Origin of the sequence: Streptomyces sp. NPDC060031 (assembly GCF_042736805.1) — a bacterium.
In the GTDB taxonomy this organism is placed as follows: Bacteria; Actinomycetota; Actinomycetes; order Streptomycetales; family Streptomycetaceae; genus Streptomyces.
This window is the reverse complement of record NZ_JBHWVM010000003.1, coordinates 40,279-64,409: the sequence shown is the minus strand read 5'-3', so window position 1 is coordinate 64,409 and position 24,131 is coordinate 40,279. Positions and strand designations below refer to the sequence as shown.

The window sequence follows — 24,131 nt, the reverse complement described above, 5'->3', positions numbered from 1 at the left end:
CCTGCTGTCAGTGGTCCTTGCCGTTCGACGCGCGCGGGCCGTCCGGGCGGGCCTGCTCCTCGCGGCCGGTGCCCGGCCGCTGCCGCTTGGCCGCGTGGCCGCCGGCGTCCGCGTCGCCGTCGCCCGTACGCCGCACGACGGCGTCGTCCGCCTGCTGCCGGGCCTCCCGGTCGCCGCTCTCGCCCACTGCCTCGGACGGGGTGGTACGCGGGTGACGCCGGGACTTCTCGTGAGCCGTCATCTCGTCCTCCTTCGGACAATTCATCAGGGGTGTCCGTCGGCCGCGGCGCCCTGTCGGGTCGCCGCCGCGTCCGTTACGTCGAGGAATACCTGATCCAGCTCGTGCCAGCGACCGCGGACCTCGCGCCGGATCCGCACCATCGCGTCCTCCACGGCCTCACTGTCGTAGCCCGGCGTCAGGTCGATGCGCGCGGCCACCATGACCGAGTCGGGCCCCAGCCGCATGGTCAGCAACGCGGTGACCGAATCGATCTCCGGCTGCCGCACCAGGAACTCGCGCACCTGTCGCTGGACGCCGGGATCGGCCGCCTCGCCGACCAGCTGCACCCGGGCCGCGCGGCCGAGCGTGTACGCGACGTAGATGAGCAGGACCCCGATGAGGATGGAGGCGCACGCCTCGTACGCGATCTCCCCGGTCACCATGTGCAGGACGATGCCGGCGATCGCCAGGAGGACACCGGCGCAGGCGGTGCTGTCCTCGGCCAGCACGGTCCGCAGGGCCGGATCGCGGCCGGCCCGTACCTCGGCCGCCATGCTCCGGCCCTCAGCCCGTGCGGCGCGACGGACCTGGAGCAGCGCCCTGGCGAGCGAGGCCCCCTCGGCAGCCAGCGCGACGACGAGGACGACCAGGCCGATGACGTAGCCGTGGCGGGATTCGGACCCGCCGGAGCGGAAGGCCTCGATGCCCTGGAAGACCGAGAAGCAGCCGCCGGTGACGAAGATGCCGACGGCGGCGAGGAGGGACCAGAAGAACCGCTCCATGCCGTAGCCGAAGGGGTGGCGGGCGTCCGCGGGGCGCCGGCTGCGCTTGAGGGAGGCCAGCAGGAAGACCTCGTTGAGACTGTCCGCGATCGAGTGGGCCGCCTCCGACAGCAGCGCCGGGGAGGCCGCCACGACCCCTCCGATGGCCTTGGCCACGCTGATGACGAGGTTGGCGGCGAGGGCCACCCATACGGTCCTGCGCGTCTCGCCGTCCCGGCCGACGCCGCCCGATGGGCGGTCCGGCTCCTGCGCGGCCCCCTCCACCTCCGCCGTCGCCGTCATCCCCGTACGATTGCGCGCACGTTCTCGATGCTGCCGCAGTCGGCGGCGAGCTGCCGTTCCCGCTCCCGCAGGAACGCCGCCCCGAGCTCGGCCCTGCGCTCGTCGGGGACGTTCTCCCGGGCATCGTTGAGGATCGTCCGTTCCTCCTCGTCGAGGTGGTGGGAGACCGCCTTGGCCAGGGCCTCCAGGCGCTCGTCCCACTCGTCGGAGCCCACCTCGGACACCTCGAGGAGCGCCAGCAGCGCCTCATTGCCCTCGGCGTGCTCCTCGGCGCCGTGCTCGACCTCTTCGTTGTCGACGTCCTTGAACCTCTTCAGGGCGCCGTAGACCTCGGCCTCCTCGGCCTCGCCGTGCGCGATGAGAAGGGCGGAGAACTTCGCGCGGGCGGCCGCCCGGTCCGCCTCCACACTGCGCATCCGGCGAAACAGGTCCTCCATGGTGCGGTGGTCCTTGAGGATCACGGCGACGACGTCCTGGTTCTCCTGCTTGTCCGCGGCCATGCCACGTCCCTCCTGCGTTCGGGTTTGCTGCACAGGGCGCTTGCTCGATGGCGGTGAGTTCAAACCCCGGAGTGTGCGGGGTCGCCCGTACGGGTTTCCCGGGCGCCCACGGGGGCAGCCGCGTCAACGGGTACGAAGAGCCCCCGGACGGAGGCCAGAGATGTCAACCAATTCGCTGATAGCCGTCATCGTCGTGGCGGCGGTGGTGGTGCTCGCGCTCACGGCGCTGCTGTGGACCCTGGCCCGACGTCGCCACCTGCGGGAACGGTTCGGGCCCGAGTACGAGCGCACGGTCGAGGAAGAGGGCGACAAGCGCTCCGCCGAGCGGGAACTGCGCGCCCGTGAGGAGCGGCACGATCAACTCGACATCAAGGAACTGTCGCCTGAGCGCCGGCACGAGTACGCGGACGAGTGGTCCGGCGTGCAGCAGCAGTTCGTGGACCAGCCGGAACGCTGCGTCGCCGAGGCCGACGAGCTGGTGACCCGGCTGATGGGTGAGCGCGGCTATCCCACCGACGGGTACCAGGGGCAGTTGCGGGATCTCTCGGTGGAGCACGGCACCACGCTGGAGCACTACCGGACCGCCCACGCGGCCAAGGTGCGCAGCGGTGCGGGAGAGGCGACGACAGAGGAGCTGCGCGGGGCGATGGTGCACTACCGCACCCTGTTCGAGGAGCTGCTCTCCGACCAGAGGAGCCGATGACATGCAGAACCACGAGGAGCAGGAGGGACGGGCGACCGAGCCTGTCCCGACGACGGAAGACCTGGCACACCCCGGGGCGTCGCGGACCGGGGAGCGGGACGCGGCCGTTTACCCGGGCGAGGCCACGGGCGAGCGGCACGAGGTGCCCGAGACCGGCGACGCCATGGACCGCGGCGACGCCATGGAGACCAGGGACGTCAGCGACACCGGCGACGCCATGGACACCGGCGACGCGACGGAAACATCCGCGGACCGGCCCGCCGGCGACGCGGACGCGGGTCGAGGGTCCGAGGGCGAGGAGGAACCACTGCTGGACGCCGCGGAGGCGGAGCGCTACCGCACCACCTGGAGCGAGATCCAGGGCCGGTTCGTGGACGACCCGCAGGAGGCGGTCCGGGCCGCGGACACTCTGGTGGCGGAGGTCATGCAGACGTTCGCGGGCACCCTTTCCGAACACCGGAGCGGGCTGGAGAAGCAGTGGGACCGCGGCGAGCAGGTGGCCACCGAGGACCTGAGGCAGGCCCTGCGGGCCTACCGCTCGCTGATCAACCGGCTGCTCGACACCTGAGCGCGCGATAGCGCTGCCCAGGACGCGCACGCCATAGAGGCAGGGGCCTGATCGTGGGAGAGCTGGACGCGTTCACCGACGTACTCGACTATCCGATGTATCTGGTGACGGCGGCGGCCGGAGACGAGCGGGCCGGTTGCCTGGTGGGCTTCGCCTCCCAGTGCTCGATCGACCCGCCCCGCTTCATGGTGTGGCTCTCCAAGGCCAACCGTACGTACCGGATCGCACGCGACGCGTCCCACCTCGCGGTGCACGCGTTGCGGGGCGATCAGAAGGACACGGCGGAGCTCTTCGGCAGCCGGTCCGGGGACGACATCGACAAATTCGAGCACATCGCCTGGCGATGGCCGGCCGACCCGGACCGCGGGGCCGCTCCGGTCCTCCAGGACGCCTGCGCCTGGTTCCTCGGCCGGGTCGAGGAACAGATCGACGGCGGAGACCACGTCGGATTCCTGCTCTCGCCCGTCGAGCAGAGCCCTCCCGGTCCGGTGCGGCCGCCGCTGCTGCTCTTCAGCGACGTCGTGGACCTCACGCCGGGCCACCCGGCCTGAGGTCCACGGCGTCGCTCCCCTCGGGGCTTCCCTCAGTCGGGGGGTTCCGGCACCACGGGCCGCTCGCCGGGCGAGGGCTGTTCGGGAGCCGGACGGGGGTCACGGGGCCGGGGACCGGGAGCCGCGGGCTCCGGATCGCGGGGTACCGGATCCGGCTTCCTCGGCGTGGGCCCGGGGCCCTCGGGCTGCGGTTCGGTGGTCCGGTCCATGCGCTTCACCTCGGGGTTCCTTGGCTCGGGGGTGCGCTGTGCACCTGCCCCGCCGGACGGGCCTCAAGCGGGGCGGCGGAGGTCCGGGCGGAAAGCGGGGGGGCGATCTGCTCCAGGGACCGGCCCTCGGCGGCGACGGCGTAGAAGACGGCCACCAGTCCGGCCGCCACCATCAGCGAGGCGCCGACGCAGAAGGCGAGCACCGCGTCGGACACCACCCCGCTGGAGGTGAGGTTCGCGAAGAGCAGCGGGCCCGAGATGCCGCCCGCCGCCGTGCCGACGGCGTAGAAGAAGGCGATCGCCATCGCCCGGGTCTCCATCGGGAAGATCTCGCTGACGGTGAGGTAGGCCGAGCTGGCTCCGGCCGAGGCGAAGAAGAGCACGACGCACCAGCAGGCGGTCATGGTCACGGCATCGAGCCGGCCGGCGCCGAAGAGCCATGCGGTGGCGAAGAGCAGCGCGCCGGACAGCATGTACGTGCCCGCGATCATCGGCCGTCGACCGACGGTGTCGAACAGGCGCCCCATCAGGAGCGGGCCGAGGAAGTTCAAGAAGGCGACGACGGCGAAGTAGTAGCCGGTCACCCCGCTGGAGACGTGGAAGAAGGTGACGAGGATGGAACCGAAGCCGAAGGTGATCGCGTTGTACAGGAAGGCCTGTCCGACGAAGAGGGACAGGCCGAGGACGGCGCGGCGCGGATAGGAGCGGAATACCGTCCTCGCGATCTCGCCGAAGCCGATGCTGTGGCGCTGGGTGACCGTGATGCCCTGCTCCGGATCGGGCAGCCGCAGGTCCTTCTCCGCTTCGATCTGCCGCTCCACGTCCGAGACCAGCGCCTCCGCCTCCCCGGCGCGGCCGTGGAGCATCATCCAGCGGGGGCTTTCGGGCACGTGGCGCCGCACCAGCAGGATGACCAGGCCGAGCACGACCCCCAGGGCGAACGTCAGCCGCCAGCCCACCGACTTCGGGAAGATCTCGGTGTTCAGGGCGACGACCGACAGGAGGGCGCCCGCGACGGCGCCGATCCAGAAGCTTCCGTTGATGATGAGGTCGACGCGGCCGCGGAACCTGCTCGGGATCAGCTCGTCGATCGCCGAGTTGATGGCCGCGTACTCGCCGCCGATGCCGAAGCCGGTGAGGAAGCGGAAGAGGAAGAACCACCATGCGGAGAAGGACACGGCCGTCAGCGCCGTCGCCGCCAGGTAGACGCCGAGCGTGATCAGGAACAGCTTCTTGCGCCCGTACAGGTCAGTGAGCCGGCCGAAGACCAGCGCGCCCGCGCAGGCACCCGCCACGTACAGGGCGGCCGCGATCCCGGTGACTTGGGTGTCGGTGATCGAGAGCCCGCTGCCGTCTTCGGAGATCCGGCTCGCGATGCTGCCCACGACGGTGACTTCGAGACCGTCCAGGATCCATACCGTGCCGAGCCCGATCACGATCATCCAGTGCCACCGGGACCAGGGCAGCCGGTCCAACCGCGCCGGCACTTTGGTGGTGATGGTCTCCGACTGCTCCATGGGGTGCGACATGCTGCCGCGTTTTCCCGGACGCCCTCGACGCAAACTCGGTCAGTACTCGGCGGTGTAGCGGATCCGCGCCCACAGGGGCAGCGCGAACCAGCACAACAGGTACCAGGCCAGTACGCCTCCCACGAGCCACGGCGCGAGGGCGTTGTGGGTCGCGACCCGCAGCACGAGGAAGAGGGCCGCGGTACAGGTGGCCAGCAGCAGGACGAGGCCCGTGAAGGTCAGGCGCGCGGCCCACGCGACGGCCTCGGGCTTGATCCGCCGGCCGGAGACGATGCGGTGGAAGGCGACCGGGCCGATGAGCGCGCCCGTCGCGAGCGAGCCCAGCACCACGGTGACGATGTAGATCGTCTTATCGGTCTGTGCGAGCCCGTGGAAGACGGGGGTGAAGGCGACCGTGAGCAGGAAGCCGAAGAGGATCTGGACGCCGGTCTGGGCGACGCGGATCTCCTGGATGAGCTCCTGCCACTGCCGGTCCGCGCGTTCCTCCACGGTCTCGTTCCGTCCGGCTCCACTGACATCCGGCATGACGCCTCCCTGGCACGTCGTCCCGTACGGCTGCACCTGCCCCGGGGCCGCCGCCTCATGCTCCGAAGCCCGCCGCGCGCCGGGCGCAGCGGGCGCACCGTTCAGCCTTCCCGGCTCGGAAGGATCTCCTTGACCTTGGCGATGGCGAAGCCCCACCCCTGGCTCACGGTCGGCTTTCCGGGCACGGCCACCTCCTGCGGGTTGGTCAGGACGTCCAGCAGGACCGGGCCCGGAGTTTCGAGCGCCCTGCGGACGCTGTCGTGGAGCTCGGCCGGGTCGGTGACGCGGATGCCGGTGATGCCGAGTGCGGTGGCGACCGCGGCGAAGTCGGGGTTGTCGAGTTCCGTGCCGAACTCGGGCAGGCCGGCCTGCTCCTGTTCGAGTTTGACCATGCCCAGGCGGCGGTTGTCGAAGACGACGAGCTTCACCGGCAGCCGGTGCGTCTTGATCGTCATGAGGTCGCCGAGCAGCATGCTCAGGCCGCCGTCGCCGCAGAAGGCGACGGTCTGGCGGTCGGGCGCCCAGAGCTGTGCCCCGAGGGCCTGGGGCATGGCATTGGCCATCGACCCGAGGTTGTACGAGCCGATCAGGCGCCGGCTGCCGCGCATGGTGACGAAGCGGGAGAGCCACACGGTGGCCATGCCGGTGTCGGAGGTGAAGACGGCGTCCTCGGCGGCGTACGCGTCCACCGCGGCGGCCAGGGCTTCGGGGCGGATCTCGTGGTCCCTGTTGTCCAGGGCCGCCCGCAGCTTGCCGGTCCAGCGGTCCTCGTGGGTCGGGTCGGCCAGGCGCTGCTGACCTTCCTGCCAGTGCGCGAAACGCTCCCGCGCGTCCTCCAGGTGGGACCGGTCCGGTGCCTCCTCCAGGAGCGGCAGCAGGGCCCGCAGCGTCGCCCCCACGTCCCCGGCCAGGCCCACGTCCACGGGCACCCGGCGTCCCAGGTGCTCCTCGCGGGTGTCGATCTGGACCACCTTGCAGCGCTTCGGGTACCAGTCGCGGTAGGGGAAGTCCGTGCCCAGCATGAGGAGCGCGTCGCCGTGTTCGAGCGCGTGGGAGGCCGCGGGGTTGCCGATCAGGCCGGTCTGCCCCACTTGGAAGGCGTTGTCTTCCTCGAAGCCCTCCTTCGCCTTGAGGGTGAGCACCATGGGGGCGGCGAGCAGCTCTGCGGTACGCAGGACCTCGGTGCGGGCGTCGCGGGCTCCGCGGCCGACGAGCAGGGTGACGCGGGCGGCGCCGTTCAGGAGTTCGGCGGCCTCGGTGAGGGCGGGGTCGTCGGGGCGGGTGACGGCGCGGTCGAGGGCGAAGCGGGCGGGACGGTCGTCGCCCAGCTCCTGGTCACCGAGGTCTCCGGGCACGGTCAGCACGGCCACTCCGCCCTGGCTGACGGCGGCGCGTACGGCGGACTCCAGCATGCGGGGCATCTGGTCCGGGGAGGTGACGGTGGCACGGTAGACGGCCACGTCCCGGAAGAGCAGGTCGTTGTCGACTTCCTGGAAGTAGTCGCTGCCCATCTCGGCAAGGGGCACCTGTCCGCAGATCGCGAGCACCGGTGTACGGCTCTTGGCCGCGTCGTAGAGTCCGTTGAGGAGGTGTACGGAGCCCGGTCCCACCGTACCCATGCACACCCCGAGGGTGCCCGAGAGCTGGGACTGCGCGCCGGCGGCGAAGGCCGCCGCCTCCTCGTGCCGGCAGCCGATCCAGTCCACGTCGTCCGTGGTGCGGATCGCGTCGGTCAGCGGGTTCAGGGCGTCTCCGACGACTCCGAAGACGTGCTGGACGCCCAGTTCCTTGAGTGCGTCGACGATGACGTGGGCGACGGTGCGTGCCACGGGAGTGCCTTTCGGTCCGGTGCGGCCCCCTGGGTGCGGGTGCCTGGTTCAGTGGGTGAAGCGGTCCGGGTCGGCCGCCCGCCAGTCGGATGCCCAGTCGGCGGGCGCCGATGCGAGCAGTTGTCCGGGGGTGAGCCACGTGTGGAGTTCGGCGTAGGAGCGGACGGTGTGCGGGTCCACCCGCTGGAGGAGCATGTGGGGTCGCAGTCCGCGCGGGTCGTCGACCCCCATCGATGCCATGATCTGCAGGGCGCTCTCGACCGTGGCCTGCTGGTAGCGCCGTACGCGCTGCGACTTGTCGGGGATGTCGAGGGCGCGGGCGCGCCGCTCGTCCTGGGTGGCGACCCCGACGGGACAGGTGTTGGTGTGGCAGCGCTGGGCCTGGATGCAGCCGATCGCGAACATCATGGCGCGGGCGGCGTTGGTGTAGTCGGCTCCCTGGAGCAGGCGTTTGACGAGGTCGCTGCCGGTGGCGACCTTGCCGCCGGCCCCGATCCGGATCCGGTCGCGCAGCCCGACGCCCACGAGGGCATTGTGCACGGTCATCAGCCCCTCGCCGAGCGGCAGGCCGACGTTGTCCGCGAACTCCAGCGGCGCCGCGCCCGTACCGCCCTCCGCACCGTCGACGACGATGAAGTCCGGTGTGCTGCCCTCCTCCAGCATGGCCTTGCACACGGCGAGGAACTGGCGGCGCGATCCGACGCACAGCTTGAACCCGACGGGCTTGCCGTCGGCGAGCTCGCGCATCCGGGCCAGGAAGCGCACCAGCTCGCGCGGTGTGGAGTACACGCGGTGGTAAGGCGGCGAAATGACGGTCCGCCCCTGCGGAACACCGCGGACCTTCGCGATTTCCGCGTTCACCTTGGTACCCGGCAGTACGCCTCCGATGCCGGGCTTGGCGCCCTGGCTGATCTTCAGCGACACGCACTTGACCTGCTCGTGGGCCGCCTTCTCGGCGAACTGCCGCTCGTCGAAGTCTCCGTCGTCCGTCCTGCAGCCGAAATATCCGGTGCCGATCTCCCAGATCAGGTCCCCGCCCGGGCGCAGGTGGTACTCCGACAGGCCGCCCTCGCCGGTGTCGTGGGCGAAGCCGCCGAGCTGCGCGCCGGTGTTGAGCGCGAGTACGGCAGGGGCCGACAGCGAGCCGAAGCTCATCGCCGATACGTTGAGCAGGGCCATGTCGTAGGGCCGGGTGCAGTCGGGGCCGCCGATCCGGACCCGGGGCGGGTCGGTGCGTACGGGCCGGGGGGCCATGGAGGGGACGAGGTATTCGCTGCCGGGCCGGTAGAGGTCGAGTTCGGTGCCGAACGGCTCCTCCGCCGCGGTGCCCTTGGCCCGCTCGTAGACGATGCTGCGGGTGTCGCGGTCGAAGGGGCGGCCGTCGAAGTTCCGCTCGATGAAGTACTGCTGGAGCTCCGGCCGCAGCGCCTCCAGCGCGAAGCGGAGGTGTCCGAGCAGCGGGTAGTTCCGCAGTATGGAGTGCCGGCGTTGCACGAGGTCGTGGACGGCCACCAGCGCGAGCAGGAAGAGGGGAGCGGCCGCGGCCGCCCACCAGGGCGAGACCAGGACGGTGGCGCCGGCGGCGGTCACCGCGAGCGAAGCGAGGAGGGCTACAGCGAGTGATTTCAGCACGTCGTGCTTGTGTCCCGAAGTCCGGCCGTCAATCAGCGGTGGGCCCGAACTCGGGGAGTTCGGGCCCACTGTCCCCAGCCGCTCAGGCGCGCGGGGTACCGAAGGGGAATCCGGTGCCGTAGTAGGTGGCCAGTTCCTCCCGGTACCTGGCGTCGCCGAGGTGCTTCTCCCGGTAGAACTCGGGGGCGTCCTTGATCTGCTCCCTGGTGCGGTCGACGAAGACCTTCCGTTCCTCCGGGTCGATGCTGACGACGGTGCTCGCCGGCAGCAGGACCTCCTTGCCGAAGATCCAGACCCCGGTGTCGACCACCAGGTAGGCGTCACCGACCTCGTCGGAGTGCTTGTCCACCTTGCCGATGCCGCCGTCGGTCGCCTCGACCTTGTAGCCGGTCAGCTCGGCACCGGCCAGGTGGCCCGAGGTCGACTTGTAACTCCACACATGCTCAGTCACGCGAAAACAACTCCTCCGGTCAACAGGACGGCAAGGGATTCCCTGCCGTACGTCCTCTTCCGTATGTCGTGCCGGCGGTTTCGCCGTCCGCCTGAACTCCGCCTGCCCCGCCCCCGGCGCATCATTCACCGATCACGCGGCCGGAACCCGGGAGAACGGGCTGTCACCGAGCCGGGCCAGGAGGTCGGCCGGATCCCGGTAGACGGCGGCGGCTCCCGCCTCCTCCAGGTCACCGCGGGGGATTCCGCCGCACAGCAGGGCGACACCGGCCACGCCTGCCCGGACCGCGGCCCTCATGTCCCAGACGGTGTCGCCGACGAACACCGCCCGCCCGGGCGGCACTTGTACCATCTCCAGGGCGTGGAGCAGCGGGTCGGGGGCGGGCTTGCCCTTCTCCACGTCGTCGGAGGTCGCGGTGCCGGTGATGGCGTCGTCGGCGTCGATGGCCCGGCGCAGGGCTCCCAGTTCGCTGTCCTTGGCGGAGGTGACGAGGAGGACCTTCCATCCGGCTCCCGCCAGTGTCCGCAGGAGGTCGGCCGACGCGTCCAGGGCGGGGAGCCGGTCGAAGTACGTGGCGTAGAGGGTGTCGTGGGCGGCGCTCATCCGGTCGTCGCCGGTGTGGTCGCGGTCCTCCCCCAGGAGGTGGTCGAGGAGGTCTTCGCCGGGCAGGCCGACCGCCCGGTGGATGGCGTGCATGGGGACCTGGTGGCCGCCCTGGCGCAGCGCTTCCCACCAGGCGGTGACGTGGAGGTGGTTGGTGTCCGTGAGGGTGCCGTCGACGTCGAAGAGAGCAGCGCGGTTCATGTCGGTGGGGTCCTCACAGGTTCCGCAGGGCGGGCAGGAGCTTGGCCTCGGCCCATTCCAGGAAGGGCTGCTGCTGGTCGCCGCCGATCTGGACGAGGGCGACCTCGGTGAATCCCGCATCCACGTACGGGCGTACCGCCTCGACGACGGCGTCCACGTCGTCACCGCACGGGATGGCCTCGGCGACGTCCTCGGGCCGGGTGTGCTGCGCAGCCTGGTCGAAGCCGGCGGGGCCGGGGAGTTCGGCGTTGACCTTCCAGCCGCCGAGCGCCCAGCGGAACTGGGCGTGCGCGCGGGCCACCGCGGCGCCCCGGTCGGTGTCGTAGCAGACGGGGAGCTGACCGATGCGCGGTTTGCCCGAGCCTCCGTGCGCGTCGAAGCCCTGCAGCAGCTCCGGCTTCGGCTCCGTGGCGATGACGAGGTCGCCGTACCTGCCGGCGATCTCGCAGGAGCGGGGCCCGGAGACGGCGATCCCGATCGGGGGCGGCTCGTCGGGGAGGTCCCAGAGTTTGGCGTTCTCGACGTCGAAATGGGCGCCGTGGTGGTTCACGCTCTCCCCGGCGAACATGCGCCGGATGATGTCGACGGCCTCCTCCAGCATGTCCAGGCGCACGTGGCCGGCCGGCCATCCGCCGCCGACGATGTGTTCGTTCAGGTTCTCCCCCGAGCCGAGCCCCAGGCGGAACCTGCCCCGGGACAGGATCTGCATCGTCGCCGCCTTCTGCGCGACGACCGCGGGGTGGTAGCGGAAGGTCGGGCAGGTCACGAACGTCATGAGCGGGATCCGGGAGGTGGCCTGCGCCGCCGCGCCCAGGACGCTCCACGCGTAGGGGGCGTGGCCCTGGGATTCCAGCCAGGGGAAGGAGTGGTCGGAGATGACGGAGAAGTCGAAGCCCGCCTCCTCCGCTCCCACCACGTGGGACACCAGCTCGCGCGGGCCGGCTTGCTCGGTCATCATCGTGTACCCGATTCGCACCATACGGGGCGCTTTGCCGCGATCACCCCTCTCGAAACCCTTCGCGGAGCAGTAGCCTCCCGACGGCCCAGTACCCGAGGCGCCGAACCCGCCCCGTCGTCACAGGTGGAGGTCGAGGAGGGCTTGCTCGACGAGCTCGGTGGGCGCCGGGTGGATCCAGTACGGGGACCTGGCGAGCGTGGATGCGTCGATGCGTCGATGCCCAAGGTCACCGCCAAGACGAGGGGCTGGATGAGGGCGGGAGCCTGCGGGCCCATGAGGTGGGCGCCGACGGCGGTGACCTCCCGGCCGAGTCTGAGGTCGTAGCGGGAGCGGGCCAGTTCGGTGAAGCGTGCGGCGACCTTCTCGTCCTGGGGGCCGAGCAGGCGTCCTCGACGATGGCCACGTCCAGGTCGGCGAACGCATCGTCGACGACGGCGTTGCCGGATCCCGCACCGAGGACGACAAGATCGTGGTGACGCATTGCTCCAGGCTACGAGGCCGGGTCGCCGACCGGTCGGCGGCGCGGTGCGCAAGCTGTGCGAAATACGCCGGATCGGCGGCTCATGATCCGGCCCGCACGGGGAAAACGCCGCTCACCCAACGGAAGGAGCCCGACCATGCTGGGCATCGCCGCCGCCGTGCTGTTCTTCATCGCGTTCCTGATCAACGCGGCTCACATCGCCACCAACGACGTGCTGAGTTCCACCAACTTCATGCTGATCGGTCTCGCCGCACTCGCGCTGCACGTCGCCGGATTCGGCGTCGGCAGCGGCGGCGGCAGCGGTTGGGCGGCCCGTCGGCGGGGCCGCAGACGCTGACATCCCACCGCTTTCCGCGCCGACGGCGGAAGCAGCATACGAGTGGACCTCTCGGGTAGCCGGATGGACATGGAAACCACGGAAAACACCCCGCTCCGCGCCGTCGCGCTCGTGTGCACGCTGTCCCCCTCCCGGCGTCTGAAGGCCAGCCCCTACCCGGCTTCCTGAAACGCGCCGGTGATACGACCGGTGAGAAGACCCGCGAGCCCGGCCGCCCACCTTCCTGCGGTCGGGCTCGCCGGTGCCGATCAGGGGCAGCTGATGCGGCTGTCACCCGGATCGGTGGTGCAGGTGTCGGTGCCGAGGCCGCCGTTGGCGGTGTCGTTGCCCGCGACGCCGTCGGTGGCGGTGAGGCGGTCGTTGCCGTAGTAGCCGGTCAGGGTGTCGTTGCCCGGGCCGCCGTTGAGGGTGTCGTCGCCGAAGCCGCCGTCGAGGTTGTCGTTGCCGAAGCCGCCGTGGACAGTGTCGTTGCCGTAGCTCGCGAGCACCGTGTCGTTGCCGCCGAGGGCGCAGATCACGTCGTTGAAGTAGCCGCCGTTGAGGGTGTCCGGGCCGCTGGTGCCGATGATCGTGCAGCCGCGGGCGTTGTTCACCGAGGTGGTCGCGGTGGCCGTGTTGTTGGAGGTCGCCGGGTCCTGCTGGGTGGCGCTGACGGTGGCCGTGTTCGTGAGGGTGCCGGTGGCGCGGGGCTCGGCCGTCACCGTGACCGTCGCGCTCACGCCCGGGGCCAGGGAGCCGAGGGCGCAGTTGGCCGCAGTGGCGGTGGTCGTACAGGTGCCTTGGGAGGAAGCGGCCGAGGTGAGGGTCACGCCCGCTCCGGAGAGCGTGTCCGAGAGCGTGACTCCGGTCGCGGTGGCGGTGGAGGCCGGGGAGTTGGAGACGGTCACCGTGTACGAGGCCCGGTCGCCGATGCTCACGGTGGCCGTGCCGGTCTTCGTCACCGACAGGTCCGCGCGCGCGGGCGGCGGGGGCGGCGTCCCGTCGCCGCCCTCGTAGCGGGCGACGGCGAAGGCGAAGCCGGCTCCGTACCCGGCCGCGACGATCTTGCCGTCTGGCTGTACGAGGACCCCGCGGGCTTCGTCGAAGTCCCCGAAGCCGGTGACCACGAAGCCGTCGCCGCCGAAGCCGGTGTCCACGGTGCCGTTGGGGTTGAAGCGGGCCAGGCCGAAGTCGTTGGCCTCGGAGCTGTTCGGGTCGTCGGCCCGGCCGGCGAGGACGATCTTGCCGTTCTGCTGGAGCGCCATGCCGTACGCGATTCCGCCGTCACCGGGGAAGCTGACCGAGGTGCGGCCGCCGGCGCCGAAGCCGCCGTCGGGGCTGCCGTCGGCGTTGTAGCGCAGGAGGGCGAAGCCGGAGCCGCCGGAACCCGCGGCGACGATCCTGCCGTCCGGCTGCACCGCCACGGCGTTGCCGAACTCGGTGCCGCCGAAGTCCGCGGTCACCATGCCGTCACCGCTGAAGGTGGTGTCGAGGCTTCCGTTGGTGTTGTAGCGGGCCACGCCGATGTCGAAGGCGGTGTTGCCCACGTAGCCGACCGCGACGATCTTGCCGTCCGGCTGGAGTGCCATGCCCCGGGCGACGCCGCCGGCGTCCTGCGGCGAGGCGGGCGTGAAGCCCGCGACCACCGCGCCGTCGCCGCCGAGGCTCGGGTCCAGGCTTCCGTTGGTGTTGAGGCGGACCAGCGCGAAGCCGCCACCGCCGCCCTTGCCCGCGGCGATGATCCTGCCGTCGGGCTGCACCGCCACGTCCGCGCCGTCCGCGGATCCCCCGAACTCGTCGACCCGCACCAGACCTCCGTTGCCGAAGCCCGTGTCCGGACTGCCGTCGGTGTTGTAGCGGGCCACGGAGAAGAAGCAGCAGCCGCCACCCTCCTCCGCGACCACCTCGGTGGTGCCCGCCACGACGATCTTCCCGTCCGAGGGCTGGATCGCCACCGCGTTGGCGGCGTGGCTGCCGCCACCGAAGTCGCTGGTCATCGTGCCGTCGCCGCTGAAGGTGCTGTCGAGGCTTCCGTTGGTGTTGTAGCGGGCGAGCGCGAAGCCGCCCTCGCTCAGACCCACCACGACCAGCTTGCCGTCCGCCTGGCGCGCGATGTCGTGGCCTTCCGCGTAGCCGGGGAAGGCCGTGGTCACCCGGCCGTCGGGCCCGAAGGCAGGGTCCAGGTCGCCGGGGGCGGCCAGCGCGGTGCCGGGCAGCACGAGTACGAGCACCAGGCCGAGCGCGGCCAGTACCGCCGCCCTCCCGCCCGCGGCGCGGCGCCGTCCCGCCGATCTCAGGTGTGCGTGGGTCATGGGCGTACGGACCTCCGTCGTCGCGGCGGGCAGGGAGCAGCGCACAGCCTCGTACCGGAGCCCGCCCGCGGCCCCGCAGGCCGTGCCGTACTGCGCCCACTGGGCCCCCGGGAACCACCCCGGCGGGGGAGCGCGCGGGAGTGACCGGGCCCCTTCCGCGCGGGGGGCTATTTCTCCGGCATCCGCGTCAGATCGGATACCGGTCCGATGTGGCCGAGCTTGTCGGGATTGGCCACCGAGTGGATGGATCGGACCACGCCGTCGGCGATGTCGAGCCCGACGACGCTGACCACGCGCCCTTCGGCGTCGTAGATCACGAAGCCCGGCCGGCCGTTGACCCGGGCCGGCCGGAGGGTGGCGCCGAGGATCCGGACCCGGCGGAGCCCGCCCACGAGCAGCTTTACGACGCGCCGCGCCTCGGCCACCGGCTTCCCGACCGCCCGCGCCTTGCCCCCGCCGTCCCCGTGGAACACCACATCGGGCGCGAGCATGCCGAGCAGCGCCTCCATGTCGCCACCCTCGGCGGCCTCGAAGAACCTGCGGGCGAACTCCTCGCCTTCCACCCGCCGCGCCGGGGACGGGGCGCTGTCGCGCGCCTGCCGCCCGGAGGCGATGCGCCGCCTGGCGCGCGCGAAGATCTGCCGACAGTTCGCCTCGGTCTTGCCGACGATCTCCGCCACATCCGGGTAGCCGTACCCGAACACCTCGCGGAGCACGAACACCGCCCGCTCCACCGGTGAAAGGGACTCCAGCAGCACGAGGAACGCCATCGACAGCGAGTCGGCCAGCTCGGCGTGCTCGGCCGGCCCCGTCCCCGGCCCGTCGGACGTCACGACGACCGGCTCGGGCAGCCAGTCGCCGACGTAGGTCTCCCGCCTCACCCGCGCCGAACTCAGGTGGTTGATGCCCAGCCGCGTCACCGCCGTGGTCAGGTACGCCTTCGGGGCGGCGATCTCCGTTCCGGCCCGCTGCGCGCGGGTCCAGCCGAGAAACGCGTCCTGCACGATGTCCTCGGCGTCGCCCACGGATCCGGTCATCCCGTAGGCGATGGAGAACAGCAGCGGCCGGTAGCCGGCCGCGGACGCCTCATCCGTTGTTCCAGGCACGCAGCCCGCCCCCCAACTCGCTTACGGCGGCTCCCAGTCGAGCCGCCCTTCTCCACGATGCCCAGGAGGGTATCCGAGGCGTCCGGCCCGTCGATCACGCAGGGGCGCACGGGGAAGAGAGACGCAGGTCACATTCGTTCCCGTCACAGGATGGCGGGCCGTCCTGTCCTAGAGGGGTGACAGCGGACAACGGCAAGGAGTGCACGATGGATGCTCGTTTGAACCTCTTCGACAGCCCGGTCGCGACCAAGTCCCTGAAGCACGTCATCGCGGCGAGCAAGGTGCTCGCGGAATCGACGGTGCCGTTCGCGACGCGGGAGTTGGCGCTGCTCCGCGCCAGTCAGATCAACGGCTGCAGTGGCTGCGTCGACATGCACACCAAGGAGCTCGCGCACGCCGGGGAGTCCTCGACGCGCATCAACCTGGTCGCCGCCTGGCGGGAGGCCACGGTGTTCACCGACGCCGAGCGCGCCGCTCTGGAGCTGACGGAGCAGGGCACCCGCATCGCCGACGCGGCCGGTGGCGTCAGCGACGCGGTCTGGGCGAATGCCGCCAAGCACTTCGACGAGAACGAGCTCGCCGCCCTCGTGTGCGCCATCGCCCTCATCAACGCCTTCAACCGCGTCAACGTGATGCTCCAGCATCGCGCCACCGGCGACTACCAGCCCGGCCAGCACGGATAACCCGGGTTCTGCCGCCTCCACCGCACGCCTCCAGCAGTAGACAGTGTCTACCCCATCGGGTAGACACTGTCTATGGAACCTGAGAGCTCCCTTCGGGAACGACTGGTCGACGTCGGCGTGGAACTCGTGATGACCGAGGGAACCGCGGCGCTCGGGCTGCGTGAGATCGCCCGCCGGGCGGGCGTCTCGCACGGAGCGCCGCGTCGGTACTTCCCCACGCACCACGCCCTGCTCTCCGCGATCGCCCACCGGGGCTTCGCGGACCTCAAGACCCGGTTCGAGATCGCCACCGGCAACACGACGTCGCCCCGCGGCCGGCTGCAGGCGCTCGGGCAGGCGTACGTCGGGTACGCGCTGGAGCACCGCGGCATGTTCGAGCTGATGTTCCGGCACGACCTGCTCGACAGCGAGAAGCACGCGTCGGACGGCCCGCGACTGCGGGAATCGACTCTTCCGTTGTTCGGCCTCCTCGTGGGGCTCGTCGCCCAGTGCCGAACGGAACGGGACGACGATGCGGAGGCGTCGGCCGTCACGGCCGCCGCCCTCTGGTCGAACCTGCACGGCATCGCCCAGCTCTGGGCCTGGGGCAGCCTGCAACTCGCCCTCACCGCAGACCGGCACGGCGAACACGACGAACACGACGAACGCCACGCGCGCGGCCCACTCGACCGGCTCGTCGCCGCGGCCCTGGACGCTCATCTCGGGCCGGTGGACTCGTGACCACGACCCTACGGCGGCACCTCGCGCTCCTGGTCAGCGCGGCCGGCGCGATGATCGTCGCACTGGACGGCACGGTCCTGCTCGTGGCCCAGCCAAGCCTGCAGCACGACCTCGGCGCGAGCGTGGCACAGGTCCAGTGGACCAGTACCGGCTACCTCCTCGCGGTGGCCGCGCTACTCGTCTTCGCCGGGCGCCTCGGCGACCGCTACGGGCACAAGCGGCTGCTGTCCCTCGGCGTCCTCGGCTTCGGGGCCGCGTCAGCCGGCATCGCAGTCGCCCCTACTGTCGGCTGGGTGATCGGCCTTCGCGCCGCCCAGGGGGTGTTCGGCGCACTGCTGCAGCCGGCGACCCTCGCACTGCTGAGGCTGACGTACCCGCCGGACCGGCTCGGCACCCCGGTGGCCATCCGTACCAGCGCGATCGGAGTGGCCGCGGGGGCCGGTCCGCTTCTCGGAGGCGTCCTCGTCGAGCACCTCGGCTGGCGTGCCGTGTTCTGGGTCAACGTCCCGGCCGCGCTCGCGATCGCCGCGCTCACCCTCGCCGTACCGGCGCCGACGCCCGAACGGACCCGGTCCGAGCGGCTGGACCTCGCGGGCGCGGCCCTGCTCGCGAGCGCGCTCGCGGTCCTGGTGCACACCCTGGTCGGCGTACCGGCGCACGGGTGGAGCGGCGCGCCGACGCTGTACGGGCTCGCCGCCGCCGCGGGCGTCGTGGCAGTGCTCGTCGTGCAACAACGCCGTACCGCGCACCCGATCGTGCCGCCCGCCGTGGCGCGGTCCGTACCGGTGACGGCGTCGATGGCGATCCTGCTGCTCACCACCGGCGGCCTGTTCGGCGCGCTGTTCGTGACCACGTTCTTCCTCCAGAACACCTTGCGGCTCGACCCGCTCGCCACCGGCCTGCGGGTCCTCCCGCTGACCGCCCTGATGGTCCTCGGCGCGCCCCTCGCCGGCGCCGCGCTGCGCAGGTCGGGACCGCGTCGCACCGCGGTCGCCGGTACCGTCCTCGTCGTTCTCGGCATCGTGGGTGTGTCCCGGCTCGATGCGGCCGGCACGTGGGTGAGCACCGGCGCGACGTTCGCCGTGCTCGGTGCGGGGTTCGCCACCGTGATGGTCACGGCCACCGGCACCGTCGTCGGCGACGCGCCGCCCGGGTACGCCGGGGTGGTCGGCGGACTCAAGCAGACCGCCATGAACGTCGGGCCGACCTTCGGCATCGCCGTCGCCGCCGGCATGATGCTGCTGGAGCCCCCGGCCGCAGGGCCCTCGGCCGCGGGCGCGACCACGGCCATGTCGAATCCGGCGATGGGTCCCACCTTGCTGGTCCTGGCCGCGGTGTCCGCCCTCGCCCTGCTGCCGGCGTCGCTCCTGCCCCGCGGCCAGTAGAGCTCGCACGCCGCCCGGGGCGCGCTGCCCGATCGGCGTCCGCGTCGGTCAGGACCGGTCGGACACAACACCGTCCTCAGCACCACCGGACACGGCATCGCCGCCGGCGCCACCGACATGGCCCTGCGCGACAACCAGGTCAGCGGCGTCAATACGGCCGCCGCCCCGACCACGTACGCCATCCGCATCGGCGGCAACGCCGCGAACGTCTCCTGTCAGGGCAACACCGTCCGCAAGGCGGCAGGTTCAGCCACCGCGGTCCTCGACAACGCCACCAACACCACCGCCGCCGGCAACGCCCTGTAAGGCGCGTTCGGCTCGCTCAGGCGGCCGTCTCCCAGGCGAAACCGTCCGGGTCGCTGAACGGACCGATGTCGCCGCCGATGACGAGCCGGTGCGACCCGGTACCGTCGATGGGGACGCCGGCGTCTTTGGCGAGGGCCCCCCGCCCGTACAGGGCCAGCTTCACGGTACTCGCCGGAGCGGCGAACTCGACGTACTTGCTGCCGAAGCCCTTCGCCACGGTGAAGCCGCGTTCCACGTAGAACCGCTTGGTCCCGGCCATGTCGGCGACTCCCAGCAGGAGGACCATGTCGTCGATCTGCCCGGTGTCCGGGCCGGTGTCCTTCTTCGCCGAGGTCGCGACCTTCCAGATCGCGCCGTCAGGGGCCCGTACGACGCCGCCGTAGCCCCAGAACGACTTCGCGACGGGCTTCAGCGGCGTGGCACCGGCGTCGAGGGCGGCGCCGATGAGGCTCTTGACGGTGGCCGGCTGGGACACCGTGAGCGACAGGGTGAATCCGCGGAAGCCGGTCGTCGGTGCCTCGGAGGCCCGCAGGCCCACCCGGTCGCCGAGACCGAAGGCGGTGTAGAAGCGGTCGGCGGCCGAGAGGTCGGCCACCTCGAGGGTGATGGATGCGATGGAAGTCATGACCGTCACGCTAGTTGCGGCTCGGTCACCGGCGCTTCTCGATTCCTGACCGGTCTGGTGACCTGTTCCTCGACGCACGACGGCATCCCCGCCGCAGTGCCCGCCGCCCGGTGCTGGTGGCGCAGCAGCCGCCTCCGTGCGTGCGCGCGCCCATGCCGGTTTGCACACGGGAGAACTCCTTTCATAGAGCCGTCGAGGTGCTCACCGGTGACGGTTCACCGGATCTCCTGGATGCGGATCAGGTTGCCCGCGGGATCTCGGAAGGCGCAGTCGCGGATGCCGTACGGCTGCTCGGTCGGCTCCTGGACGACCTCGGCGTCACCGGCCTGCACCTTCTCGAAGGTGCCGTCGAGGTCGTGGGTGGCCAGCAGGATCCAGCCGTAGGTGCCCTTGGCCATCATCTCGACGATGGTGCGGCGCTCGTCCTCGGTGACCCCGGGGTCGGCGGCCGGCGGCGCCAGGAGGATCGAGGTGCCGGGCTGGCCGATGGGGCCCACGGTGATCCAGCGCATCTTTCCGTGGCCGACGTCGCTGCGGACCTCGAAGCCGAGGGTGTCGCGGTAGAAGACCAGGGAGGCGTCCGGGTCGTCGTGCGGGAGGAAGGTCGTGTGGATGCTGATGTCCATGGCGGTCATGCTAGGGGCGGCTGCCCCACCCGCGCTTCTCGGATTCTGATCTCCGGCGGTCACCCGGCGTATCCGTCCCGGGGCTCAGGCAGTGCACGCGGCGGCGTCATCGGGAATCCTGGCGAGGTGGCATCCGGCACGGCGTGAGTGCGACGGGAGCGCTGAGCACACATGAGCAGCAACACCACTGGAGCCGCCGCTCCCCCGCCGGCCGGTCCCGGAAACGGGCCCGCCGTCTCCCGCGGGGAGTTCGACGCGCTCTTCGAGGCGGTCCGTACGTGGGGCCGCTGGGCCGCAGCCGACCGCGGCGCGTGGAACAGGGTGACCCCGGAGCATGTGCGGCGGGCCGCCGTCCTGATCCGGTCCGGCACGATCGTGCCGTTGGGGCGGCCATGGAACACCCGCCCGGAAGCGGACAACGAAAAGCCCGCGCTGCATTACATGTCCGACCTCGGGGACGTGGAGGCCCCGGAGCCCTCCACCTACAAGGACTTCCTTGCCGTGGACTACCACGGCAAGGGCGTGAGCCACCTGGACGCGCTGTCACACATCGCGTACCGCGGGCGGCTCTATGACGGCCGCGTGGCGCGCGGGGTCGTCGATGCCGGGGGCGCCCGGTTCGGCGCGGTGTCGGCGCTCGGCCCCCTGGTCACCAGGGGCGTCCTCCTGGACCTGCCCGCCGTCCTCGGGCTCAAGTGGCTGGAGCCCGGCCGCGCCGTGCACGCGCCGGACGTCATCGCGGCGGAAAAGGCGCTCGATGTGACGATCGGGGACGGCGACGCGGTGCTGCTGCGCTCCGGCCACCTCCGCCGCCGCCGGGAGACGGGCCCCTGGAACTCCGACGCGGTGAGCGCGGGCTGGCACGTGGACGCCGTGCCGTTGCTGGCGGAGCGCGCCATCGCGCTGCTCGGTGGCGACGGGGACAGCGATGTACGGCCGTCGCCGGTCGAGGGCCTGCACTCCCCCGTGCACGCCCTCGCCGTCGCGGCGATGGGGGTACCGCTGCTGGACAACCTCGACCTCGAAGCACTCTCCGCCGCCTGCGCCGAGGCGGGTCGTTACGCGTTCGCGCTCGTCGTGGCGCCGCTGAACGTTCCCGGCGGGACCGGCTCACCCGTCAACCCGGTCGCGATCTTGTGATGCCCGGTCCGGCCCGGCCGATCGCTCCTGCCCCCGCACCCGACCCCGAAAATGTGAGGAATATACTCAAATCGGGCGAACGAGAGCGTGAGGGAAGTGGTGCAGATGGTGGTCGTCGGAGACCGCATCGGCCCCGTGCGTTCCCGTGACCGATTTCTGCACGGCGAGTCGATCGAGGCGGCCGGGTCGGCCGAGGGGAGCGTGAGAGGACCGATCCTGAGCTCTTGGCAGCGCTGTCAGCTGCTGGGGCTGTCGCCGGACCAGTCCGAGCTGCCCTTCACGCAGGACTTCGACCGGGACGGTCCGCTCGTCCACGCCGCCAGGCCCGTACTCGACCGGCTCGAGTCCATTTTCGCGGGCAGCCGGATGAACATATGTCTCGCCGATGGACTGGGCACGGTGCTCGAACGCCGATTCGGGGACAAATCCCTGGTCAGGCATCTCCCGGCGATCCAGAGCGTCCCCGGTTTCGTGTTCTCCGAGCGTGTGGCGGGGACGAACGGCATCGGTCTCACCCTCGCGGAGCGCCGACTCGTTCAGGTCTACGGAGCCGAGCACTTCGCCGAACGGTCCCAGTCGAGCGCCTGCACGGCCATACCCGTCCGCGACCAGCTCAGCGGGCGGATCGAGGGCGTCCTGTGCCTCGGCTACCCGTACACCGATGCGGACCCGGCGCTGGTCCCCGTCGTGCGCAAGGCAGCCGAAGCCATCGAGCGACGGCTGATGGACCAGAGTTCGGCGCGGGAGCGCGGCCTGCTGCAGGCGTATCTCGACGCCGGGAGCCATGCCCCGGCCGATGGGGGAAGCCTGAACGGGCACCCGCTCAGGATGGAGGAGCTGCTCCAGAGCGAGCTGGACCAGAACGATCAGATGGTCCTCAAGGAGAAGGCCACCGAGCTGATGTCCTCGGCGCAGCGGGCCGCCTCCGAGGTGCCCCTGTCCCGCGGCCGCCGGGTCACCCTCGTGAGCCGCCCCGTGACCACCCCGTCCGGGGTGGAGGGAGTCGTCATCGAGGCGCTGATTCCCGATGACTCGGAGCGGCACGCCCCCGCCCCCGCACATGCCGATGCCCATGGCCCCGCCCCCGCCCCTGCCCCTGCCCCTGCCGTCCCGGTGCCCGAGCACGCCGTCAGAGGGCTGGTGCTGGTCGGCGAGCCGGAAGTGGGGAAGTACGCCGTCGCGGCCCGACGCCGCCTGGAGCTGCTCGCCGAGGCCAGCGCCCGTATCGGCACCACCTTGGACGTGACCCGCACCGCCTGGGAACTCGCCGAGATGGCGGTCCCCCGCCTGGCCGACTTCGTCACCATCGACCTGCCCGAGGCCGTACTGCGCGGCGAAGAGGCCGCCCACCCGACCAGTGAGCTGCACCGGACGGTGGTCCACGGCATCCGCGAGGACTGCCCCTTCTACCCGGTGGGCGAGCGGGTCGCCCTGCGGCGGACCACTCCCCATCTGCGTTGTCTGACCACCGGGGAGCCAGTGCTGGAACCCGACCTGAAGGCCGCCTTCGGCTGGATCGCCCAGGATCCGGAGCACGCCGAGCTGCTCCTCGCCCACGCCGTCCACTCCCTCATCACCGTCCCGCTGCTCGCGCGCGGCGTCGTCCTGGGCATCGTCAGCTTCTACCGTTCTCAGGACCCGGCCCCCTACGGCGACGACGACCGCTCACTGGCCCAGGAACTCGCCGCCCGCGCCGCGCTCTGCATCGACAACGCCCGCCGCTACACCCACGAACACACCCTGGCCCTGGCCCTGCAGCGCAGCCTGCTCCCGCGCGGCCTTCCCGAGCAGGGCGCCGTCGAGGTCGCACACCGCTACCTGCCCGCCGAGTCCGGGGTGGGCGGCGACTGGTTCGACGTGATCCCCCTCTCCGGCACCCGCGTCGCCCTCCTCGTAGGCGATGTCGTCGGCCACGGACTGCACGCCGCCGCCACCATGGGCCGACTGCGCACCGCCGCCCGCAACTTCGCCGAACTGGAACTCGCCCCCGACGAGCTCCTCACCCACCTGGACAACCTCATGGTGCGGCTCGACCGGGAGGAGGGCGGGGACGATCCCGCCCTCAGCAGCTCCGGCATCGTCGGCGCCACCTGTCTGTACGCCGTCTACGACCCCACCTCGCAGCAGTGCACGATGGCGCGCGCCGGCCACCCCCCGCCCGCGGTGGTCCTGGCCGACGGCACCGTGACCTTCCCCGACCTCCCCGCCGGTCCCCCTCTCGGCCTGGGCGGCCTGCCCTTCGAATCGGCCGAGATCCACCTGCCGGAACACAGCCAGCTGGTCCTCTACACCGACGGACTCATCCAAGACCGCCACCGCGACATCGACGTGGCCCTGGACCACCTGCGCCGGGCCCTGGCCCATCCGGACCGCGTCCCCGAGGACACCTGCCGAGCGGTCTTCGACGCCCTGGCACCCGAGCACCCCGCCGACGACATCGCGCTCCTCGTCGCGCGCACCAACGCCGTGTCCCCCGACCGGATCGCCACCTGGGACCTGCCCGCCGACCCGGCCCGCGTCTGCGACCTCCGCGCGGCCGTCATGGGCCAGCTGAGCCGCTGGGGGCTGGACGAGGCCGCCTTCGCCGCGGAACTGCTGCTCAGCGAACTGGTCACGAACGCCATCCGCTACGGCGCCGAACCCATCCGGATTCGCCTCATCCACGACCGCACCCTGATCTGCGAGGTGTACGACGCCAGCAGCACCGCCCCACGGATGCGGCACGCGGCCACCACCGACGAGGGCGGCCGCGGCCTGTTCCTCGTCGCGCAGCTCGCCCAGGCCTGGGGCACCCGCTACACCGTCAACGGCAAGGTCATCTGGGCGGAGTGCGCCCTGGAGGCGGCGTGATCCATGACCGGCGCCTTCGGGAGCCGTAGCAGGAAATG

At 71.5% G+C, this 24,131-nt stretch carries 24 protein-coding genes and 1 pseudogene; 10 read left to right on the top strand and 15 right to left on the bottom strand.

From position 1 onward, the window contains the following. Positions 1 to 7: 7 nt before the first annotated feature. Genes ACFWB8_RS01995 through ACFWB8_RS01985 form a run of 3 tightly spaced genes read right to left on the bottom strand, consistent with a single transcriptional unit; the run spans position 8 to position 1,784 of the window. Complete coding sequence (locus ACFWB8_RS01995; RefSeq protein WP_385221065.1) at positions 8 to 241, bottom strand: hypothetical protein; 234 nt, start codon at positions 239 to 241, stop codon at positions 8 to 10. Between the two features lie 23 nt (positions 242 to 264). Then, the gene (locus ACFWB8_RS01990; protein WP_385221062.1) at positions 265 to 1,284 is read right to left on the bottom strand and encodes a cation diffusion facilitator family transporter; all 1,020 of its coding nucleotides are present in this window, start codon (positions 1,282 to 1,284) and stop codon (positions 265 to 267) included. Then, the gene (locus tag ACFWB8_RS01985) at positions 1,281 to 1,784 is read right to left on the bottom strand and encodes a hemerythrin domain-containing protein (protein ID WP_385221059.1); all 504 of its coding nucleotides are present in this window, start codon (positions 1,782 to 1,784) and stop codon (positions 1,281 to 1,283) included. The genes ACFWB8_RS01990 and ACFWB8_RS01985 overlap by 4 nt, the downstream gene beginning before the upstream one ends. 160 nt (positions 1,785 to 1,944) lie before the next feature. Between ACFWB8_RS01985 and ACFWB8_RS01980 the strand changes: the two genes are divergently transcribed. Genes ACFWB8_RS01980 through ACFWB8_RS01970 form a run of 3 tightly spaced genes read left to right on the top strand, consistent with a single transcriptional unit; the run spans position 1,945 to position 3,606 of the window. Continuing rightward, positions 1,945 to 2,487 (top strand): hypothetical protein, encoded by a 543-nt coding sequence (locus tag ACFWB8_RS01980; RefSeq protein WP_385221057.1) that lies wholly within the window; start codon positions 1,945 to 1,947, stop codon positions 2,485 to 2,487. A 1-nt stretch (position 2,488) separates the two neighbouring features. Next, positions 2,489 to 3,055, top strand: a complete 567-nt coding sequence (locus ACFWB8_RS01975; RefSeq protein ID WP_385221056.1) for a hypothetical protein — start codon at positions 2,489 to 2,491, stop codon at positions 3,053 to 3,055. A 53-nt stretch (positions 3,056 to 3,108) separates the two neighbouring features. Next, on the top strand, positions 3,109 to 3,606 hold the full coding sequence (locus ACFWB8_RS01970) for a flavin reductase family protein (RefSeq protein WP_385221054.1): 498 nt from the start codon (positions 3,109 to 3,111) through the stop codon (positions 3,604 to 3,606). Between the two features lie 214 nt (positions 3,607 to 3,820). On the opposite strand, the gene ACFWB8_RS01965 is transcribed toward ACFWB8_RS01970, so the two are convergent. The 7 genes from ACFWB8_RS01965 to ACFWB8_RS01935 all read right to left on the bottom strand — a co-directional run bounded on the left by ACFWB8_RS01965 (position 3,821) and on the right by ACFWB8_RS01935 (position 11,564). Further along, complete coding sequence (locus ACFWB8_RS01965) at positions 3,821 to 5,344, bottom strand: MFS transporter (RefSeq protein ID WP_385221051.1); 1,524 nt, start codon at positions 5,342 to 5,344, stop codon at positions 3,821 to 3,823. A 39-nt stretch (positions 5,345 to 5,383) separates the two neighbouring features. Continuing rightward, the gene (locus tag ACFWB8_RS01960) at positions 5,384 to 5,869 is read right to left on the bottom strand and encodes a DUF6328 family protein (RefSeq protein ID WP_385221048.1); all 486 of its coding nucleotides are present in this window, start codon (positions 5,867 to 5,869) and stop codon (positions 5,384 to 5,386) included. 101 nt (positions 5,870 to 5,970) lie between these two features. Next, positions 5,971 to 7,698, bottom strand: coding sequence for a thiamine pyrophosphate-dependent enzyme (locus ACFWB8_RS01955; protein WP_385221045.1), 1,728 nt, complete (start codon positions 7,696 to 7,698; stop codon positions 5,971 to 5,973). Between the two features lie 48 nt (positions 7,699 to 7,746). Further along, positions 7,747 to 9,330: an FMN-binding glutamate synthase family protein gene (locus ACFWB8_RS01950; RefSeq protein WP_385221042.1), complete on the bottom strand. Its 1,584-nt coding sequence runs from the start codon at positions 9,328 to 9,330 to the stop codon at positions 7,747 to 7,749. 82 nt (positions 9,331 to 9,412) lie between these two features. Next, on the bottom strand, positions 9,413 to 9,781 hold the full coding sequence (locus ACFWB8_RS01945; protein WP_385221040.1) for a PRC-barrel domain containing protein: 369 nt from the start codon (positions 9,779 to 9,781) through the stop codon (positions 9,413 to 9,415). A gap of 132 nt (positions 9,782 to 9,913) precedes the next feature. Beyond that, the gene (locus ACFWB8_RS01940; RefSeq protein ID WP_385221037.1) at positions 9,914 to 10,585 is read right to left on the bottom strand and encodes an HAD family hydrolase; all 672 of its coding nucleotides are present in this window, start codon (positions 10,583 to 10,585) and stop codon (positions 9,914 to 9,916) included. Positions 10,586 to 10,598: 13 nt separating this feature from the next. Continuing rightward, the gene (locus tag ACFWB8_RS01935; RefSeq protein WP_385221036.1) at positions 10,599 to 11,564 is read right to left on the bottom strand and encodes an LLM class F420-dependent oxidoreductase; all 966 of its coding nucleotides are present in this window, start codon (positions 11,562 to 11,564) and stop codon (positions 10,599 to 10,601) included. 596 nt (positions 11,565 to 12,160) lie between these two features. Between ACFWB8_RS01935 and ACFWB8_RS01930 the strand changes: the two genes are divergently transcribed. Further along, positions 12,161 to 12,361 carry a hypothetical protein gene (locus tag ACFWB8_RS01930; RefSeq protein ID WP_385221033.1) on the top strand — a complete coding sequence of 67 codons (201 nt, stop codon included), beginning with the start codon at positions 12,161 to 12,163 and terminating at the stop codon, positions 12,359 to 12,361. A gap of 248 nt (positions 12,362 to 12,609) precedes the next feature. Here ACFWB8_RS01930 and ACFWB8_RS01925 read toward each other — a convergent pair whose 3' ends face one another. Both ACFWB8_RS01925 and ACFWB8_RS01920 read right to left on the bottom strand, forming a co-directional pair. Next, entirely contained in the window at positions 12,610 to 14,652 is a 2,043-nt protein-coding gene (locus ACFWB8_RS01925; protein ID WP_385221030.1) for a calcium-binding protein, read from the bottom strand. A gap of 167 nt (positions 14,653 to 14,819) precedes the next feature. Beyond that, positions 14,820 to 15,758, bottom strand: coding sequence for an RNA polymerase sigma-70 factor (locus ACFWB8_RS01920; RefSeq protein ID WP_385221027.1), 939 nt, complete (start codon positions 15,756 to 15,758; stop codon positions 14,820 to 14,822). A 206-nt stretch (positions 15,759 to 15,964) separates the two neighbouring features. On the opposite strand from ACFWB8_RS01920, the gene ACFWB8_RS01915 reads away from it, so the two are divergent. The 4 genes from ACFWB8_RS01915 (at position 15,965) to ACFWB8_RS01900 (ending at position 18,852) form a co-directional block, all read left to right on the top strand. Further along, complete coding sequence (locus tag ACFWB8_RS01915; RefSeq protein WP_385221025.1) at positions 15,965 to 16,441, top strand: carboxymuconolactone decarboxylase family protein; 477 nt, start codon at positions 15,965 to 15,967, stop codon at positions 16,439 to 16,441. Positions 16,442 to 16,513: 72 nt separating this feature from the next. After that, positions 16,514 to 17,161 carry a TetR/AcrR family transcriptional regulator gene (locus ACFWB8_RS01910; protein WP_385221022.1) on the top strand — a complete coding sequence of 216 codons (648 nt, stop codon included), beginning with the start codon at positions 16,514 to 16,516 and terminating at the stop codon, positions 17,159 to 17,161. Further along, positions 17,158 to 18,546 carry an MFS transporter gene (locus ACFWB8_RS01905; protein ID WP_385221019.1) on the top strand — a complete coding sequence of 463 codons (1,389 nt, stop codon included), beginning with the start codon at positions 17,158 to 17,160 and terminating at the stop codon, positions 18,544 to 18,546. Before ACFWB8_RS01910 ends, ACFWB8_RS01905 begins: the two co-directional genes overlap by 4 nt. A gap of 117 nt (positions 18,547 to 18,663) precedes the next feature. Further along, on the top strand, positions 18,664 to 18,852 hold the full coding sequence (locus tag ACFWB8_RS01900; protein WP_385221016.1) for a hypothetical protein: 189 nt from the start codon (positions 18,664 to 18,666) through the stop codon (positions 18,850 to 18,852). Between the two features lie 16 nt (positions 18,853 to 18,868). Here the strand turns inward: ACFWB8_RS01900 and ACFWB8_RS01895 are convergent, their stop codons facing one another. The 3 genes and pseudogenes from ACFWB8_RS01895 to ACFWB8_RS01885 all read right to left on the bottom strand — a co-directional run bounded on the left by ACFWB8_RS01895 (position 18,869) and on the right by ACFWB8_RS01885 (position 20,103). Next, a complete protein-coding gene (locus ACFWB8_RS01895; protein WP_385221014.1) occupies positions 18,869 to 19,477 on the bottom strand; it encodes a glyoxalase in 609 nt (202 codons plus the stop codon). A gap of 5 nt (positions 19,478 to 19,482) precedes the next feature. After that, positions 19,483 to 19,584 (bottom strand): annotated as a pseudogene (locus ACFWB8_RS01890) (AraC family transcriptional regulator); the annotation flags it as partial. A 108-nt stretch (positions 19,585 to 19,692) separates the two neighbouring features. Continuing rightward, the gene (locus ACFWB8_RS01885; RefSeq protein ID WP_385221012.1) at positions 19,693 to 20,103 is read right to left on the bottom strand and encodes a VOC family protein; all 411 of its coding nucleotides are present in this window, start codon (positions 20,101 to 20,103) and stop codon (positions 19,693 to 19,695) included. 171 nt (positions 20,104 to 20,274) lie between these two features. Here ACFWB8_RS01885 and ACFWB8_RS01880 point away from each other — a divergent pair, with 171 nt between their 5' ends. After that, complete coding sequence (locus ACFWB8_RS01880) at positions 20,275 to 21,243, top strand: cyclase family protein (protein ID WP_385221010.1); 969 nt, start codon at positions 20,275 to 20,277, stop codon at positions 21,241 to 21,243. 105 nt (positions 21,244 to 21,348) lie between these two features. After that, entirely contained in the window at positions 21,349 to 24,093 is a 2,745-nt protein-coding gene (locus ACFWB8_RS01875; RefSeq protein WP_385221294.1) for a SpoIIE family protein phosphatase, read from the top strand. Positions 24,094 to 24,131 lie beyond the last annotated feature (38 nt).

Bases quoted from the DNA above. Each gene is read 5' to 3' on its own strand.
- ACFWB8_RS01985 (WP_385221059.1), bottom strand. From the start codon at position 1,784: ATGGCCGCGGACAAGCAGGAGAACCAGGACGTCGTCGCCGTGATCCTC.
- ACFWB8_RS01915 (WP_385221025.1), top strand. From the start codon at position 15,965: ATGGATGCTCGTTTGAACCTCTTCGACAGCCCGGTCGCGACCAAGTCC.
- ACFWB8_RS01990 (WP_385221062.1), bottom strand. From the start codon at position 1,284: ATGACGGCGACGGCGGAGGTGGAGGGGGCCGCGCAGGAGCCGGACCGC.
- ACFWB8_RS01940 (WP_385221037.1), bottom strand. From the start codon at position 10,585: ATGAACCGCGCTGCTCTCTTCGACGTCGACGGCACCCTCACGGACACC.
- ACFWB8_RS01885 (WP_385221012.1), bottom strand. From the start codon at position 20,103: ATGGACATCAGCATCCACACGACCTTCCTCCCGCACGACGACCCGGAC.
- ACFWB8_RS01980 (WP_385221057.1), top strand. From the start codon at position 1,945: ATGTCAACCAATTCGCTGATAGCCGTCATCGTCGTGGCGGCGGTGGTG.
- ACFWB8_RS01965 (WP_385221051.1), bottom strand. From the start codon at position 5,344: ATGTCGCACCCCATGGAGCAGTCGGAGACCATCACCACCAAAGTGCCG.
- ACFWB8_RS01925 (WP_385221030.1), bottom strand. From the start codon at position 14,652: ATGACCCACGCACACCTGAGATCGGCGGGACGGCGCCGCGCCGCGGGC.
- ACFWB8_RS01975 (WP_385221056.1), top strand. From the start codon at position 2,489: ATGCAGAACCACGAGGAGCAGGAGGGACGGGCGACCGAGCCTGTCCCG.
- ACFWB8_RS01910 (WP_385221022.1), top strand. From the start codon at position 16,514: ATGGAACCTGAGAGCTCCCTTCGGGAACGACTGGTCGACGTCGGCGTG.
- ACFWB8_RS01960 (WP_385221048.1), bottom strand. From the start codon at position 5,869: ATGCCGGATGTCAGTGGAGCCGGACGGAACGAGACCGTGGAGGAACGC.
- ACFWB8_RS01880 (WP_385221010.1), top strand. From the start codon at position 20,275: ATGAGCAGCAACACCACTGGAGCCGCCGCTCCCCCGCCGGCCGGTCCC.
- ACFWB8_RS01930 (WP_385221033.1), top strand. From the start codon at position 12,161: ATGCTGGGCATCGCCGCCGCCGTGCTGTTCTTCATCGCGTTCCTGATC.
- ACFWB8_RS01935 (WP_385221036.1), bottom strand. From the start codon at position 11,564: ATGGTGCGAATCGGGTACACGATGATGACCGAGCAAGCCGGCCCGCGC.
- ACFWB8_RS01995 (WP_385221065.1), bottom strand. From the start codon at position 241: ATGACGGCTCACGAGAAGTCCCGGCGTCACCCGCGTACCACCCCGTCC.
- ACFWB8_RS01875 (WP_385221294.1), top strand. From the start codon at position 21,349: ATGGTGGTCGTCGGAGACCGCATCGGCCCCGTGCGTTCCCGTGACCGA.
- ACFWB8_RS01900 (WP_385221016.1), top strand. From the start codon at position 18,664: ATGGCCCTGCGCGACAACCAGGTCAGCGGCGTCAATACGGCCGCCGCC.
- ACFWB8_RS01895 (WP_385221014.1), bottom strand. From the start codon at position 19,477: ATGACTTCCATCGCATCCATCACCCTCGAGGTGGCCGACCTCTCGGCC.